Genomic DNA, 14,883 nt, shown 5'->3' on the forward strand with positions numbered 1-14,883 from the left:
TGCCTCCACGCCGTAGATCTTCGAGACCCGGTGACCCGCGCCTCGGCGGGCGACTGCCTGCTCCGGCACAGCGGGAATGTCCGGGCGACGCCTCTGTCGGCCTCGTCCGGACTGGCGTCTTCAATCGTGAACAAATCTTGCAAAGCAGACTTATCACAGTCCAAATTGCCCGTGTCGGGATCCTTGACGCGGCTGAGGTGCCTGCCTACTGTCAAACCGCTCTACGGTTTCATAAACCGCACAACGGTTTCTGGAGGGGTCGATGGCAGAGCCTGGAGTGCGCGTGCTCGGACGCGCATGCGAGGTCTTGGATTGCTTCACCGAGGCTGATCCCCGGCTGGGGATGGCCGACATCCGCAGCCGCACGGGACTGCCGGCGACCACCGTCGCGCGTATCGTCTCCACCCTGCTGCAGGAGGGCCTCCTGGTCCGGGAAGGAGACTCGTACCGCGTCGGACTGCGGGTCCTGGTCTGGAGCGCACCGGCGCGCTCCGGGTCGAGTCTGCTCGGCGTCGCGCGACCGTTCGTCGAACAGCTGCGGGACGTGACGGGGGAGAGCGCCGGCCTCTACGTGCGTCAGGGCGCCACGCGTGTGCTCGTGGAGTCGGCGTTGTCGCAGCACTCGGTGATCTACCGGGGCTATGTCGGTCAGGTGCTGCCGCTCGACGCGGGCGCGGCCGGGAAGTGCTTCATGGCCTTCGACGAGGACGCCCTCAGCGCCGCGGTGGAGGCAGCACCGGGCCGCCATACGACAGCCGCCGCCCGGACGGAACTCGAGCGGAGGCTGCGAGAGGTACGCGAAAGGGGCTGGGCCTACACCGAAGGCGAGCGGGAAGTCGGCCTCAACTCCGTCGCCGCCCCCGTGCCGGGTTTCGGTACCGTGCCGGAAGCCGCCCTGGCGATCGGTGGACCGTCGGTACGTCTCGATCGTGCGGAGGCCGAGCGGATCGGCCCCGTCGTGGCCGCCACAGCGCGAGCCATCGCCGTCCGGATGGGGCACGTCCCGGCCGAGGCCGAGGAGCCCGCCGATGTCTGACGCGCGGGTGCTGTCCGACCTCTTGCGGCGAGAGCGGCTTCTCGTCGCCCCCGGTGTGTACGACGGCCTGTCGGCCGCGATCGCCTCGCGGGCCGGTGTCGAGGCGGCCTACCTCTCCGGCGCGGCCGTCTCCGCCGGCGAAGGGCTGCCCGACATCGGGCTGACCACCGTCACCGAGATCGCCCGTGCGATCTCCGTCGTCCGGCGCCGGCTGGACGTTCCGCTCATCGCCGACGCGGACACCGGGTTCGGCGACGAGACCAACACCTTCCGTACGGTGCGGACCTACGAGGACGCCGGCGCGGCGGCCGTGCAACTCGAGGACCAGGTGTTCCCCAAGCGGTGCGGGCACCTCGATGACAAGGCCCTGATCAGCGCCGACGAATTCGTGCTCAAGATCGGGGCGGCAGTCGCCGCGCGGCGCCGGGGGACGCTGATCGTGGCGCGCACCGACGCTATCGCGGTCGAGGGTTTCGATGCCGCGATCAGCCGGGCGCAGCGGTACGCCGCGGCCGGTGCCGACGTGCTCTTCGTCGAGGCGCCGCAGACCCTCGAACAGATCGCGGCGATCCCGTCCGCGGTCGGCGTGCCGGTCATCTTCAACGTCGTGCCCGGCGGCAAGTCGCCCGAGGTGTCACACGAGCAGCTCCAGCGGTTCGGCTACGCCGGTGCCATCCTGCCCGGCGCGACCATCGGCGCCGCGTTCGACGCCATGAGCCGGGCCCTGACCGACATCGCCGCCGGCAGCCTCACCTCCGGCCCCGTCACCCCGCCCCGCACCCTGTTCGAGGCCGTCGGTCTCGACGAATGGACCGCCCTGCGCGCACCTAAGGAGCCGGCTGGTGCCTGACACCATCATCGAGCGGATCCTGGCCCGCGCGTCGGGCAGCGACGACGTCCGACCGGGACAGACCGTCACGTGCGACGTCGACATGACCGTGGTCATCGACGTGCAGTTCGCCCAGGACCGTCTCGCGGACGTCCGCGCGGTCCACGACCCGGACAGGATCGCGGTGGTCCTGGATCACGCGGTGCCCGCGCCCACGCCCCGCGACGCCGGCCACGGCACGAAGGCCCGCGCCTTCGTCGCCAAGCACGGCATCGACCGGTTCTACGACGTGGGGCGGCACGGCATCGTCCACCAGGTCGTCGCCGAGCAGGGGCTGGTGCTCCCGGGCACCGTCGTGTGCTGCACCGATTCCCACACCTGTGCCGGCGGCGCGCTGAACTCGGCCGCGCGAGGGCTCGGCCCGCTCGAGATCCTCCAGATGCTCTGCACCGGCCGCACCTGGTACCGCGTGCCGCCCACGATCCGCTACCAGCTCACCGGGACCAAGCCGGCGCACATCAACGGCAAGGACATCTTCCTGGCGATCTCGGGCCGGTACGGCGACGCCACCGATCACGCGCTCGAATTCGGCGGCCCCGGTCTCGCGTCCCTGCCCCTGTCGGACCGCCGGACCGTAGCGACCCAGGGAGCCGAGATAGGCGCCGACTTCACGTTGTTCCCCTTCGACGCCGTCACCGAGGAGTTCCTGGCGCAGGCGGCCCCAGGGAGGTCCTACACCCCGGCCAACCCCGACCCCGACGCGGTCTACGCCGACGTGCGGACCATCGACCTCGGGACGATCGAACCGATGGTGGCGTTGCCGGGCACCGTCATCAACAACGCGGTGCCGCTCGGAGGACTGGACCGGACGCGTATCGACCAGGCGTTCATCGGCTCCTGCGCCAACGGGCAGCTCGCGGACCTGGAGGTCGCCGCACGCATCGTCGAGGGACGCAAAGTCGCCCCGGGCGTACGGCTGATCGTCACCCCGGCCTCCCAGCAGGTGTACCTGGAGGCGGTGAGGCGCGGCTATGTCGCCACTCTCGTGGAGGCGGGCGCCGTGGTCACGAACTCCACGTGCGGAGCGTGCTTCGGCTACCACATGGGCGTCCTCGCCCCCGGCGAGGTCTGCGTCACCTCCAGCACACGCAACTTCCGCGGTCGTATGGGCAGTACGGAGGCGCAGGTGTACATGGCCTCACCCGCGACCGTCGCGGCGTCGGCCCTGACCGGTTACATCGCCGGGCCGGACCAGCTCGCGGAGGTGGCGGCATGACCTCACCCCTGTCGGTACGAGGACGCGCCTGGGTGTTCGGCGACGAGGTCAACACCGATGACATGTATCCCAACTTCGCGATGAAGCTGCCCGTCCCCGAGGCGGCGCAGGCCATGTTCAACGCCACCCGGCCCGGCTGGCCGGCCCTCGTCGAGCCGGGCGACATCGTGGTCGCGGGGAAGAACTTCGGCCTCGGGTCGAGTCGCCCGTGCGCCGAGCTCTTCGTCCACCTGGGCATCTCGTGCCTCGTGGCGGAGCAGTACAACTCCTTGTTCCACCGCAACGCTCTGAACTACGGCCTCCCTGCGCTCACCGTGCCGGACGCGCGCACGCTGTTCGGCGAGGGTGACGTCCTTCGGATCGACGCCGTGGACGGGCTGCTGCGCAACGAGACGCGCGGGACCGAGCACCGCATCGAGCCCTTGCCCGCATTCGTCGTCGAACTCATCGCGGGTGGCGGGCTGATCAAGCGTCTGGAAGCCGAGGGCTTCCTGGATCGCAATGACGCGACCGCAGGAGGAAGAACATGAGGACCAAGTACGCACTGGCGGTCGGCACGAGTGCCGCGGCCCTGGTACTCAGCGCCTGCGGAGGCGGCGGTGACGAGGCGTCAGCGACCTCCTTCGACATCGCGGTCAGCAACGCCACCGAGCCGTATTCCGTCCCCTGGCTGGTCGGGAAGGACCAGGGCTTCTTCGAGAAGCGCGGTGTGACCATCGGCGACATCGTTCCGAGCAAGGGCGGCGGCACGACCATCCGCAACATGCTCAGCGGTGACCTCCCCATCGCGGACGTCGGCTTCAACTCGGTGCTGGAATCCCGTGGGGCGGGCACGCCACTGACCATCGTGAGCGGCGCGACGCAGAGTGTCTACGGTCTCGACTTCTACGCCCTCGACAGCAACGAGCGGGTGTGGGACATCAAGGACATCCGCAAGTGGGCCTACACGAACCCGCACTCGGTGACCCAGGCCCTGTCGTTCATGCTGCCCGAGGTGGCGGGGACGACCCAGGAGATCGAACGGACCTCCTCGGGCGGTGTGGGTGAGGGCGTCGCCCTGCTGGAGGCGGGCGGCGTCGACGTCGCCGTCGTCCCACCGTCGGTCGTGGCGAAGACCGACAAGTTCCGCATGGTCGTCTCCAGCGCGGACTACCTGAAGAAGTTCCAGCAGAGCGTGATCACCACGTCTCCGGAGTACGCCGAGCGCAACCCCGACACGGTCAAGGCCGTTGTCGAGGGCTACGCGGAGTCGGTCCGCTACATCCGCAAGAACCCGGACAGGGCCGCCAAGCTCTACGCCGACCACGTGGACATCGACACCGAGTCCGCGAAGTCCCTCGTCGACAAGGCGATCAAGTACGACAACTGGGGCGCCGGTTACGACGCCGAGGCCATCGAGCAGGCCGTGGAGGCCCAGCGCATCGCCACGGACGCCAAGAAGCTGGAGTACTGCGACCTGTTCCGGACCGAGTACCTGCCCAAGGACGTCCCCAGCAAGCTGCCGGCCGAATGTGAGTGAGTCGATGATGAACGCTCAGCCCAAAGCACAGTACGACACCGTGTCCGCCGCCCCGGCGAGCCCCATCGTGCGGGTCCGAGGTGTCGAGCAGCACTTCGGTCCGGTCCACGCGCTCGGCCCCGTGGACCTCACGATCGAGCGCGGTGAGTTCGTGTCGATCGTCGGACCCAGTGGGTGCGGCAAGTCGACCCTGCTCGAAATCATCGGCGCCCTGCAGGATCCGGCGCGCGGCTCCGTCGAGGTGGACGGCGCTCCGTTGGACGGACCCCGGCGGCGTACCGCGATCGTCTTCCAGGAGTCCGCGACACTGCCGTGGCGCACGGTCGTCGACAATGTGGCCTTCGCTCTCGAAGTGCGTGGCGTCGGCCGCAAGGAACGGCGGGAACGCGCCCGGGAACTCGTCGAGATGGTCGGCCTGGGCGGCTTCGAGAACCACTACCCGGCACAGCTGTCCGGCGGCATGCGGCAGCGCGTCGCCATGGCGCGAGCGATGTCGACCGACCCGGACCTCATCCTCGCCGACGAGCCGTTCGGGGCGCTCGACGAACAGACCCGCATGCTGATGGCCGAGGAACTCCTGCGGGTCGTCGAGTCGATCGGCTGCGGCGTCCTGTTCATCACCCACAGCATCCAGGAGGCGGTGCTGCTGTCGGACCGGGTGCTCGTGATGGGCCGCCGCCCGGGCACGTTCATCGACGAGGTCCCCATCGACCTGCCGCGACCGCGCGACCACGCCGCCCTGTCGGAGCCGTCGGCCACGGCCGCGCAGGAGCGGATCTGGGCGCAGATCCGCAACGAGGCCGAGGTGGCGATGGTGGGAACGAGGAGCAAGCGATGAAAGCACGTTCCTCCGTCGTTCCCTCCTACGTCCGGCCGACACCGCGACGGCTGGCCGGGCTGCCGTCCTCGGCATGGACGCTCGTCCTCGTCGCCGCAGCCGTCGTCGCCATCGAGTGGTACGCGCGCTCCGGCGCGGTCTCGCGGCTCGACCTCATCCCGGTCAGCGAAATGGCCACCCGCGCGGTCGAGATGCTCGGAGACCCCGGCTTCGTGGTCGACGCGCTGCTGCGCAGCGTCCTGCTCATCCTCGTGAGCTTCGCCGCTTCGGCCGTCCTCGGCGTCGCGGTCGCCTACGCGATGGCGCGCTGGCGCTGGGCGCACCGAGCGGTGAAGCCGTATGCCGACGTCTTCTACGCCCTCCCGATCTTCGCGCTGTACCCGGTGATGGTCGTGATGTTCGGTACGGGCGTCGTGCCGATCATCCTGCTGTCCACCCTGTTCAGCGTCGTGATCGTCATCTCGCACGCGCTGGTCGGGTTCGAGTCGACACCACCCATCGTCACCAAGCTGGCCCGCTCACTCGAGATGTCGCGGACCCAGCAACTGCGCAAGATCCTGATGCCCTCGGCCCTGCCGGACATCCTCGTCGGCCTCAAGCTCGGCCTCGCCTACGCGATCATCGCCGTGCTGGCGACGGAGTTCATCCTCGCGACCACGGGGCTCGGCCAAGTGGTCAACCGCGCCTACAACAACTTCAACACGGTCGACATGTACGCCGGCATCGTCTTCGTCAGCGCCTTCGCCCTGCTGGCGAACCTCGCGCTCGGCGCCGCGCTGCGCGCGTTCGATTGGAGGCGGCGATGAGTACGGTTGCCACGTCGGCGAGCCGACGCACACACGCTACGGCATGGGTTCCTCCGCTGCTGTTCGCCGTGGCGATGGTGGTGGTGTGGACGGTGACGGCGGCGCTGGCCGACAGCGCCGTCTACCCGGGACCGGGCCAAGCGCTGGACAGCCTGTGGTCGGACATCGGCAATCCCCGGTTCATGACCAGCGTCTCCGACAGCGCGCGCGTGCTCCTGATGTCGTACGCCGCGGTGATCGTCGTGGGTTCGGTCACCGGCATGCTGCTGGGGCTCAGTGCCTTCTGGTCCAGGGCGGCCCTTCCGCTGGTGTACGCCCTCAACAGCGTCCCGAAGATCGTCCTGTATCCGATCTTCCTGCTTTTCCTGGGGGTCGGAGACCTCAGCAGAGGAGCGTTCGCGTTCGCCTCCGGCGTGCTCCCGATGTTCCTGATCATGGTGGAGGCCACCGCCGGGGTGAGCCGTCTGCATCTGAAGATGGCAGCCGGCCTCGGCATGTCACGCCTGTCCCTGCTGCGGCGGATCGTCGTGCCGAGCGTCCTGCCGTCCCTCGCGTCGGGCATGTGCCTCTGCTTCGGTCTCACGCTGATCGGCCTGGTGCTGGCCGAGATGTTCGCCGGATCCTCGGGACTGGGCTACGAGTTGCTGCGCAACCTGTCGCTGGCGCGGGTCGAGAACATCATCGGTCAGGTCATCCTCATCGGGGCCCTCGCGCTCGTGCCCACACTCGCCCTGCAGCACCTGGCCACCCGCATCCGCAACCGCTACGAGGTGCGCGCATGACCACCCGGTCCACCGGTGCCCCGCACACGACCACCGGCCCGACCGACCCCGAGGGCGTGACCGGCCGGCTGGCGACATGGGTCGCCGGCCTCCAGCACGACCACATACCGGAGGGCGTGCGTGAGCGGGCGCGGCACCTTCTGCTCGACGGGCTCGTGTGCGCGCTGGTCGGCGCCCGCCTGCCGTGGTCGGAGCGGGCCGTCGGCGCCGTCCTCGCCCTGGAGGGCGACGGAGATGTGCCGGTACTGGGATGGGGCCTGACCACGTCGGCTCCCGCGGCGTGCCTGCTCAACGGCACCTTCATCCAAGGGTTCGAACTCGACGATTACCACGTGCGCGCGCCGCTGCACAGCAACTCCCTGGTCGTACCGAGCGCCATCAGCACGCTCACGGCCCTTGACCGGACGGTCACGGGGCGGGAGTTGCTCACGGCACTGATCGCCGGTTACGAGGTCGGCCCTCGGGTGGGGCTGGCGCTGCACGGAGCCGAGATGCTCTCCCGCGGCTGGCACTCCGGCGCGGTGTTCGGCACTCACGCGAGCGCCGCCACCTCGGCGTGGCTGCGCCGGCTCGACGCGGCGCGTGTCGAGGACGCCCTGGGCCTGGCCGCGACGCAGTCCGCCGGGCTCATGGCGGCCCAGTACGAGGCCATGTCGAAACGGATGCACCACGGTTTCTCCTCCCGCAACGGCCTGTACGCGGCGGCACTCGCCGAGGCCGGTTACACCGGGATCAAGCGCGTGTACGAGCGCGAATACGGGGGTTTCCTCGTCACGTTCGGTGAGGGTCACGCCCCTCGCGCGGATCTCATCGCCGACCGGCTGGGGGAGGAGTGGGTGCTCATGGACACCGGTGTGAAGGCGTACGCCGCGATGGCCGCCACCCACGCGCCGATCGACTGCGCGCTGCGGGCTCGATCGCGTGGCATCTCGCCCGAGGACATCGCATCGCTCTCGATCGAGGTGTCCCATGCCGCCTACCACCACGGATGGTGGAAGCCCGAGCGCCCGCTGGAGACCATCGGTGCGCAGATGAACATCGGCTACGCCGTCTCGGTGGCCCTCCTGGACGGCCAGGTACTCGCCGAGCAGTTCACGCGTGAGCGGGTGGCCGCCGACGATGTGTGGTCCCTGCTCGACCGCACGGACGTGCGCCACTGCGCGGACTTCGACGGCCCCCGGGACCGCTTCCGGACCCGCATGCGACTGGACCTGCGCAGCGGTGACAGCGTGGAGATCGAGGTCGACGGTCCTCTGGGCGGTCCGACCCGGCCACTGCCGAACCCCGATGTCGTGACGAAGGCACGCCGCCTCGCCGCGTCGATCGACATCTCGGAGCGGTGGGAGCGCATCGAGGAGATGGTGCTCGGTCTCGACTCCCTGCCGGACACCTCCGTCCTGGTCGACGACCTCGCGGCGAGCGTCCCGGCGCTACCCGTGACCCTTCGATCCTGAGAGGACCCCATGACGAACCTCGCCGCTCTGCTGACCGCGACCGCCGCGGAGCACCCTGGCCGCACGGCGATCGTGCTCGGCGACAGCCGGCTCTCCTACAGTCGGCTCGACCAGGCTTCGAACCAGGTCGCCAACCTGCTCGCGGCCGGCGGGGTGGGTCCGGGAGACAAGGTCGCGTTGTCATGCCCCAACTTGCCGTACTTCCCGGTCGTCTACTTCGGCATCCTCAAGGCCGGTGCCACGGTGGTGCCGTTGAACGTGCTGCTCAAGCCGCGCGAGATCGCCTACCACCTCGACGACTCCGACGCCGTCGCCTACTTCGCCTTCGAAGGCACGCCGGACCTCCCCATCGGAGAGTGGGCGCAAGAGGCGTACGAGGACAGCGACAAGTGCCGGACCCTGTTCCTGATGCCGACCGCGGCGATCCAACCGCCCTGGGCGGACCAGCCGACCGTGTTTGAGACGGCGGACGTCTCCGATGACGACACCGCGGTGATCCTGTACACCTCGGGCACCACGGGCCGGCCCAAGGGCGCGGAGCTGCGGCACCGCAACATGCGCGACAACGCGCTGGTGGGCAAGGAGATTTTCGCTGCGGACGAGGCCAGGCCGGACACGTACCTGTGTGTGCTGCCGCTGTTCCACTCGTTCGGGCAGACCGTCGTCCAGAACGGTGCGGTCGCCTTCGGCGGCACCCTCGTCATGCTGCCGCGGTTCGAAGCGCGGGCCGCGCTCAAGGTGATGCTCGACGAGACCGTCACCTTCTTCGCCGGTGTGCCGACCATGTTCTGGGCCCTGCTGGGTGCGCTGGACGACAGGGTGGACGTGTCGGCGCTGGCGGCGAACCTGCGGGTGGCGGTGTCCGGTGGCTCGGCGCTGCCCGCCGAGGTGCACAAGGACTTCCGGAGCAGGTTCGGTGTGACCGTCCTGGAGGGCTATGGACTGTCGGAGACCTCGCCGGTGACGTCGTTCTCCGTGTATGGCGAACAGCCGCGTGTCGGGTCGATCGGTGTACCGGTCCCCGGCGTCGAGATGAAGCTGATCGCCAAGGACTGGTCCGAGGTGGCCGACGGCCCCGACGAGGTCGGGGAGATCGCGATCAGGGGCCACAACGTGATGAAGGGCTACTACGGCCGGCCCGAGGCGACCGCAGAGGTCATCAGGGACGGCTGGTTCCGCTCCGGTGACATCGCCAGGAAGGACGCCGACGGGTTCTACCACATCGTCGACCGCGCCAAGGACATGATCGTTCGCGGCGGCTTCAACGTCTACCCGCGCGAGATCGAGGAACTGCTGATGACGCATCCGGCGGTTTCCCTGGTCGCGGTGCTCGGCGTCCCGAACGATTCCCATGGCGAGGAGATCAAGGCCGTCGTCGTCAGGAAGAAGGACCACGACGACGTGACGGAGGCCGACATCTCGGCCTGGGCCAAGGAGCGCCTCGCGGCCTACAAGTACCCGCGCATCGTCGAGTTCCGGGACTCCTTGCCGCTGACCGCGACCGGAAAGATCCTCAAACGGGAGATCTGACGCCGCGACTCGGCTGAGCTTCCGTCAGTTCGCGTGTGATCAATAAGTCATGAGGTGATCGCCACTAGGGAGGTAGAACGTTCTGTATTGACTCGCTCCGCCGAACTTGCGAGGGTTCATGAGACAGAACGTTCTTTACAACCCAAGGATGATCCCCATGTCTCGTCGCATGAACGGCCTGCTGTCCATCGGTGCGGCTACGCTCGTCGCGGTCGGTGCCGCGGTGGCTGTTCCGGCCTCCGCCGCTCCGAACCCGTCCGGTGATACGGTCACGAAGCCGGCCGCCCAGCAGGCGAAGCCGACCGTTGTCCTGGTGCACGGTGCCCTCGCCGACTCCTCCGGCTGGGCCGGCGTGGTCAAGCGGCTGACGCACGACGGCTATCCGGTGCGGGCGGTGGCGAATCCGCTGCGGGGCCTGCCCACCGACACCGCTGCCGCCAAGGACGTACTGCGCAGCATCGACGGTCCCATCGTGCTGGTGGGCCACTCCTACGGTGGCGCGGTCATCGGCAACGCGGCGGCGGGCAACCCCAACGTCAAGGCGCTGGTGTACCTGGCGGCCCTGGTCCCCGACAAGGGCGAGTCCGCGGCCGGGCCGGAGATCCCCGTCGAGCACCCGCTGCCGCCGCTGCCGGTCGTCACGGTCCCGACCGTGGCCGTGGACGGCACCAAGAGCGCCGACCTGTACCTGGCGCAGGACCAGTTCGCGAAGAGGTTCGCCGGCGACGTGAACCCGGTGACCGCGGCTGCGATGGCTGTCACGCAGCGGCCGCTCGACGCCCACGCGAACGGCTCCACCAGCGACGCGGCGGCCTGGCACGACATTCCGAGCTACTACCTGACCGCCGCGAAGGACCAGATCCTCGAGCCCGAGAAGCAGCGCTACTTCGCCGAGCGGGCCAAGGCCCACACGGTGGAGGTCAACTCCTCGCACGCCGTCATGGTCAGCCACCCGGTCGCGGTCACCCGTCTCATCGAGGAAGCCGACCACGAGACGCGCTGAACCCTTGCCTGATCCACGCAAGCGTCCGTTTCACAGAGGAGTGATATTTCCATGGCTCGTCGATTTCCCGCCCTGCTGTCCGTCGGCGCCGCCGCGCTCGTGACGGCCGGCGCTGTGCTGGCGGTGCCCGCCTCCGCGTCGCAGAGCCCGGCCCCGCAACGCGCGACGGATTCGGCCGTGAAGGAGACCAAGCCGACCGTGGTCCTCGTGCACGGTGCGTTCGCCGACTCTTCCAGCTGGAGCAAGGTCGTCAAGCGGCTGACGCACGACGGCTATCCGGTGCGGGCGGTGGCGAATCCGCTGCGGGGCCTGCCCACCGACACCGCTGCCGCCAAGGACGTACTGCGCAGCATCGACGGTCCCATCGTGCTGGTGGGCCACTCCTACGGTGGCGCGGTCATCGGCAACGCGGCGGCGGGCAACCCCAACGTCAAGGCGCTGGTGTACCTGGCGGCCCTGGTTCCGGACGCGGGAGAACCGGCGTACGGGCCTTCCGGCCTGCCCATTGAGCACACGCTGCCGCCGCTGCCGGCCTTCGAGATTCCGACCGTCGCCGCCGACGGCACCAAGAGCGTGGACGTCTACCTGAAGCAGGACCAGTTCCGCAAGGCGTTCGCCGCCGATGTCGACCCGGAGACCGCCGCGGCGCTCGCCGTCGCCCAGAGGCCGCTCGACAAGGGCGCGAACTCCTCCCCGAGCACTGCGGCGGCGTGGCACGACACGCCGAGCTACTACCTCGTGACCAAGCAGGACCAGGCGGGCGAGCCCGAACTGCAGCGCTACTTCGCGAAGCGGGCCAAGGCCCACACGGTGGAGGTCAACTCCTCGCACGCCGTCATGGTCAGCCACCCTGACGTGGTCACCCGTCTGATCGAGGAAGCCGACCACGAGAACCGCTGAGGGTCCGCGCTTCCGGTCCGCCCGGCAGCCGCCCGTAGCCACAGTGGCCGCCCTGGCTGCAGCCGGATGAGTGTCGCCCGTCGCCGTGCACGGTGGCGGGCGCCCTGCCGCCTCAGGCGCAGGCCTCGCAGGTGAGTTCCGGCACGCTGTTGTCGCCGGAGACACGGACCGCGTACACGAATCCGTCGGAACTGCCCACCGGAATCGGCCGGTACCCGTGCTCAACGCTGGAGAACGTCATCCGGTCACCCTCCACGGTGACCAAAGCCTGGTAGTAGGTCCAGATCTCCTGACACAGTTCGAGCACGTCGAGGAGCGGATAGCAGAAGGAGGCCTCCCGGCGCATCGACGGAAAGCCGTCGGCAGCGGGGACGTCGGCGTTCCGCCGGAAGACGTTCTCCGCCTCATGTCCTTGGAAGGCGATGAGCAGGTCATGACGGAACCTGGCCTGCCAGCCGGCGGAGGCCCGTACCCCGAGACGCTCCAGCACGTCGGCCAGGGCTCTGACCAACGGATTGTCCTCCGCGCCGACGTCAGCGCCGAGAATCACCGCACGCAGGCGTGCGTTGAGACTGTCGTACGCCGCGGCGCGGTCCGTGCGGGCGGCGTTGTTCTGCTGGTCGTCGAGGAAGAAGGCCAGCGTGGCGACCTCGACGACCAGGGACGCCATGTCGACGTCGGCCGCGGCACAGCCGGCGGTCATCAGGCCGGTGATCCGGTGGCGGCGGAACCGGTCCAACGCCCGTGCGTCCGTCAGCAGTCCGTATTGCGCGGCCCACTGTTCCCCGCTGCGCTGGATCGCCTCCTCGTCCGGATGTCCGCGTATGCGGAACGGGAGTGGGATCCTTCTTTTCCTGTGCTGATCGGGCATCGCCCCTGCTTCAAGGTCTGCGCGGTCACGACGGACATCACTCATGCGTTTCGCCGAGGCTGCGCGACCATGACCAGGTCGGCCGGCTGGACGGTCGTCCACGGGACTTCGCGGACGCGTTTTCCGGGCTGGTGGGTGAGCTTCCAGCGGCGGGCTATGCAGGCGATGGAAACCGTGAGTTCGGCCAGGGCGTAGGTGTCACCGACGCACTTGTGCCTCCCGACGCCGAACGGCATGTAGGCCGAGCGAGGCAGGTCATCCGTCCGGCCGTCGAGCCAGCGGTCGGGGTCGAAGCGCAGCGGGTCGTCGAAGACTTCGGGGTCCCGGTTCATCGTCGACGGGCTGAATGCCACCTCGCCCCCCGCGGGGATGCGATGGCCTCCGAGGGTCACCGAGGACACGGCTCGGCGGGAGAGGAACCAGTTGGGGTGGTGCAGCCGCACGGCCTCGTTGATCGCGGCGGCCGTGTAGGGCAGTTGGCGGAAGTCCTGGAAGGAGATCGGCCTGTCACCGAGCCGGGTCTGCAGTTCGTCGACCAGCCGTTGCTCGACCTCGGGATGACGGGCCAGTTCGTGGAAGAACCAGGCGAGCGTCGTCGAGACGGTCTCGGCGCCGGCGATCAGCATGGTGACGGTCTCATCCCGGAGTTGTTCCTCGCTGAAGGCGTTGTCCTCGTCGCGAGCGCTGATCAGGGTGCCCAGGAGGCTGTCGTCCTGCGCGGGGTTCTTCCGCTGTTCGGCGATCACCGCCTTGACGACGTCGTGGAACAGGGCGGCGGAGCGCTCGTACCGCCGGTTCACCGGAAGGGGCAGTTTCTCCATCCACGGGAAGGGATAGAGCGCCTGCGCGCTGATGCCCGCGACGATCCCCGGGAACGCCCGTTTGACGTTTCCGGCCGCCCTGTCGGCGAGGTCCGACCGGAAGAGCGTTCGCGTCAGTACCTCGACCGCCGTCTCATAGGTCTCGGCATTCAGGGTGAAGGGCTGCCCCGCTTCCCAGGCGCCGGTTCTCTTCTCGACCACGGACCGCATGATCTCGACGTAGTGCTCGATCTTGCTCTGGTGGAAGGCCGGCTGGATCAACCGCCGGTTCCGGTGGTGCTGTTCACCGTCGGACACGATGATGCCCTGACCGAAGACCTTGGCGGCCTTCTCGAAGACCAGTCCGCGAGTGAAGGCCCCGGACTTCCCGGTGAGCAGCGACCGGACCAGCCGATGAGAGGTGAGGAAGTAGATCGGTTGTCCACCGATGAAGACGGTGGTGACCTCGTCCTCCTTCGGCAGCGACGCCAGGAAGGCGAGTGGGTTCTTGAGCAACTTCGGAAGGTGCCCGACCAGGGGAAGCCGGCCGGCAAGCACCGGGGGTTCGCCCTCCGGCCGGTCTCGGTGCTCGCTCAACTGCACGACGCCTGCCATGAATCGTCTCGCCTTCCTCGCAAGGTAGTGAACGTTCATTACACTATCTTCAGCGCGTACAACCGACAGGCCCCGGCGGTTATGCCCGGGGACCGGCGGCCGGCTGCCAGAACTCAGCGTGCGTGCGGGACATCGCGTGCTCGACAAGTGCCACGCGTTCGGGTTCAGGGCCGGGTCCAGGCGGGGTGCGAGCCGCTGCCTTGAGCAGCAGCGTGGATCACCGGGCTCGGGAGCCGCGGGGCCGGCACGCGTGAACCCCCGGTTCACCGCCGGCCGGTACCTCGGGACGAGGTCGGTTCTCGACGGCGGTGGGCTGGACCAGGGGAGCCGGGCTGCGGCGGAAGCGGCCGGGTGAGACGCCGTACGCGCGAGTGAACGCCCCGGAGAACGCGAACTCGGTCGCGTACCCGACCTCCCGGGCGATCGTCGCCAGTGTGGCGTCGGTCTCCCGGGCGGCCCGGAGGGGAAGTGTGTGGGCAGGGAACGGTCGGGCATGATCCTCCTCGGTCCGGGGCCGTTCCAGACGGGGCCCGCGGGGCGTGGGCGCACCGACGGGTGCGCCCCGGAACACGGCCGGCCCGGGGCGTGGCCGCCAGGGGCGTGGTGGTGCGTGGAAGCGTGCCG

Annotated in this window: 14 protein-coding genes; 12 read left to right on the top strand and 2 right to left on the bottom strand. The window is 69.0% G+C overall.

Annotated elements, in window-relative coordinates; translation table 11 throughout:
• Positions 1 to 262: 262 nt before the first annotated feature.
• From ACF1DX_RS36000 to ACF1DX_RS36055, 12 genes are all read left to right on the top strand, one after another.
• Positions 263 to 1,036 carry an IclR family transcriptional regulator gene (locus ACF1DX_RS36000; RefSeq protein WP_391795360.1) on the top strand — a complete coding sequence of 258 codons (774 nt, stop codon included), beginning with the start codon at positions 263 to 265 and terminating at the stop codon, positions 1,034 to 1,036.
• On the top strand, positions 1,029 to 1,886 hold the full coding sequence (locus ACF1DX_RS36005; RefSeq protein WP_391795361.1) for an oxaloacetate decarboxylase: 858 nt from the start codon (positions 1,029 to 1,031) through the stop codon (positions 1,884 to 1,886). The genes ACF1DX_RS36000 and ACF1DX_RS36005 overlap by 8 nt, the downstream gene beginning before the upstream one ends.
• On the top strand, positions 1,879 to 3,141 hold the full coding sequence (locus tag ACF1DX_RS36010; RefSeq protein ID WP_391795362.1) for an aconitase/3-isopropylmalate dehydratase large subunit family protein: 1,263 nt from the start codon (positions 1,879 to 1,881) through the stop codon (positions 3,139 to 3,141). The genes ACF1DX_RS36005 and ACF1DX_RS36010 overlap by 8 nt, the downstream gene beginning before the upstream one ends.
• 32 nt (positions 3,142 to 3,173) lie before the next feature.
• Entirely contained in the window at positions 3,174 to 3,671 is a 498-nt protein-coding gene (locus tag ACF1DX_RS36015) for a 3-isopropylmalate dehydratase (protein WP_391795363.1), read from the top strand.
• The gene (locus ACF1DX_RS36020; RefSeq protein WP_391795364.1) at positions 3,668 to 4,660 is read left to right on the top strand and encodes an ABC transporter substrate-binding protein; all 993 of its coding nucleotides are present in this window, start codon (positions 3,668 to 3,670) and stop codon (positions 4,658 to 4,660) included. The genes ACF1DX_RS36015 and ACF1DX_RS36020 overlap by 4 nt, the downstream gene beginning before the upstream one ends.
• Before the next feature lie 7 nt (positions 4,661 to 4,667).
• Entirely contained in the window at positions 4,668 to 5,498 is an 831-nt protein-coding gene (locus ACF1DX_RS36025) for an ABC transporter ATP-binding protein (RefSeq protein WP_391795365.1), read from the top strand.
• Positions 5,495 to 6,304 (top strand): ABC transporter permease, encoded by an 810-nt coding sequence (locus tag ACF1DX_RS36030; RefSeq protein WP_391795366.1) that lies wholly within the window; start codon positions 5,495 to 5,497, stop codon positions 6,302 to 6,304. The genes ACF1DX_RS36025 and ACF1DX_RS36030 overlap by 4 nt, the downstream gene beginning before the upstream one ends.
• A complete protein-coding gene (locus ACF1DX_RS36035) occupies positions 6,301 to 7,086 on the top strand; it encodes an ABC transporter permease (protein WP_391795367.1) in 786 nt (261 codons plus the stop codon). Before ACF1DX_RS36030 ends, ACF1DX_RS36035 begins: the two co-directional genes overlap by 4 nt.
• Positions 7,083 to 8,540: an MmgE/PrpD family protein gene (locus ACF1DX_RS36040; RefSeq protein ID WP_391795368.1), complete on the top strand. Its 1,458-nt coding sequence runs from the start codon at positions 7,083 to 7,085 to the stop codon at positions 8,538 to 8,540. The genes ACF1DX_RS36035 and ACF1DX_RS36040 overlap by 4 nt, the downstream gene beginning before the upstream one ends.
• A gap of 9 nt (positions 8,541 to 8,549) precedes the next feature.
• Positions 8,550 to 10,070 (top strand): long-chain fatty acid--CoA ligase, encoded by a 1,521-nt coding sequence (locus ACF1DX_RS36045; protein ID WP_391795369.1) that lies wholly within the window; start codon positions 8,550 to 8,552, stop codon positions 10,068 to 10,070.
• 157 nt (positions 10,071 to 10,227) lie between these two features.
• Entirely contained in the window at positions 10,228 to 11,073 is an 846-nt protein-coding gene (locus tag ACF1DX_RS36050) for an alpha/beta fold hydrolase (protein WP_391795370.1), read from the top strand.
• Positions 11,074 to 11,124: 51 nt separating this feature from the next.
• Positions 11,125 to 11,973, top strand: coding sequence for an alpha/beta fold hydrolase (locus tag ACF1DX_RS36055; protein WP_391795371.1), 849 nt, complete (start codon positions 11,125 to 11,127; stop codon positions 11,971 to 11,973).
• Positions 11,974 to 12,085: 112 nt separating this feature from the next.
• Here the strand turns inward: ACF1DX_RS36055 and ACF1DX_RS36060 are convergent, their stop codons facing one another.
• A complete protein-coding gene (locus ACF1DX_RS36060) occupies positions 12,086 to 12,844 on the bottom strand; it encodes a hypothetical protein (protein WP_391795372.1) in 759 nt (252 codons plus the stop codon).
• Between the two features lie 41 nt (positions 12,845 to 12,885).
• On the bottom strand, positions 12,886 to 14,754 hold the full coding sequence (locus ACF1DX_RS36065; protein ID WP_391795373.1) for a cytochrome P450: 1,869 nt from the start codon (positions 14,752 to 14,754) through the stop codon (positions 12,886 to 12,888).
• Positions 14,755 to 14,883 lie beyond the last annotated feature (129 nt).

Source organism: Streptomyces sp. NPDC014676 (assembly GCF_043084105.1).
Taxonomy (GTDB): Bacteria; Actinomycetota; Actinomycetes; order Streptomycetales; family Streptomycetaceae; genus Streptomyces.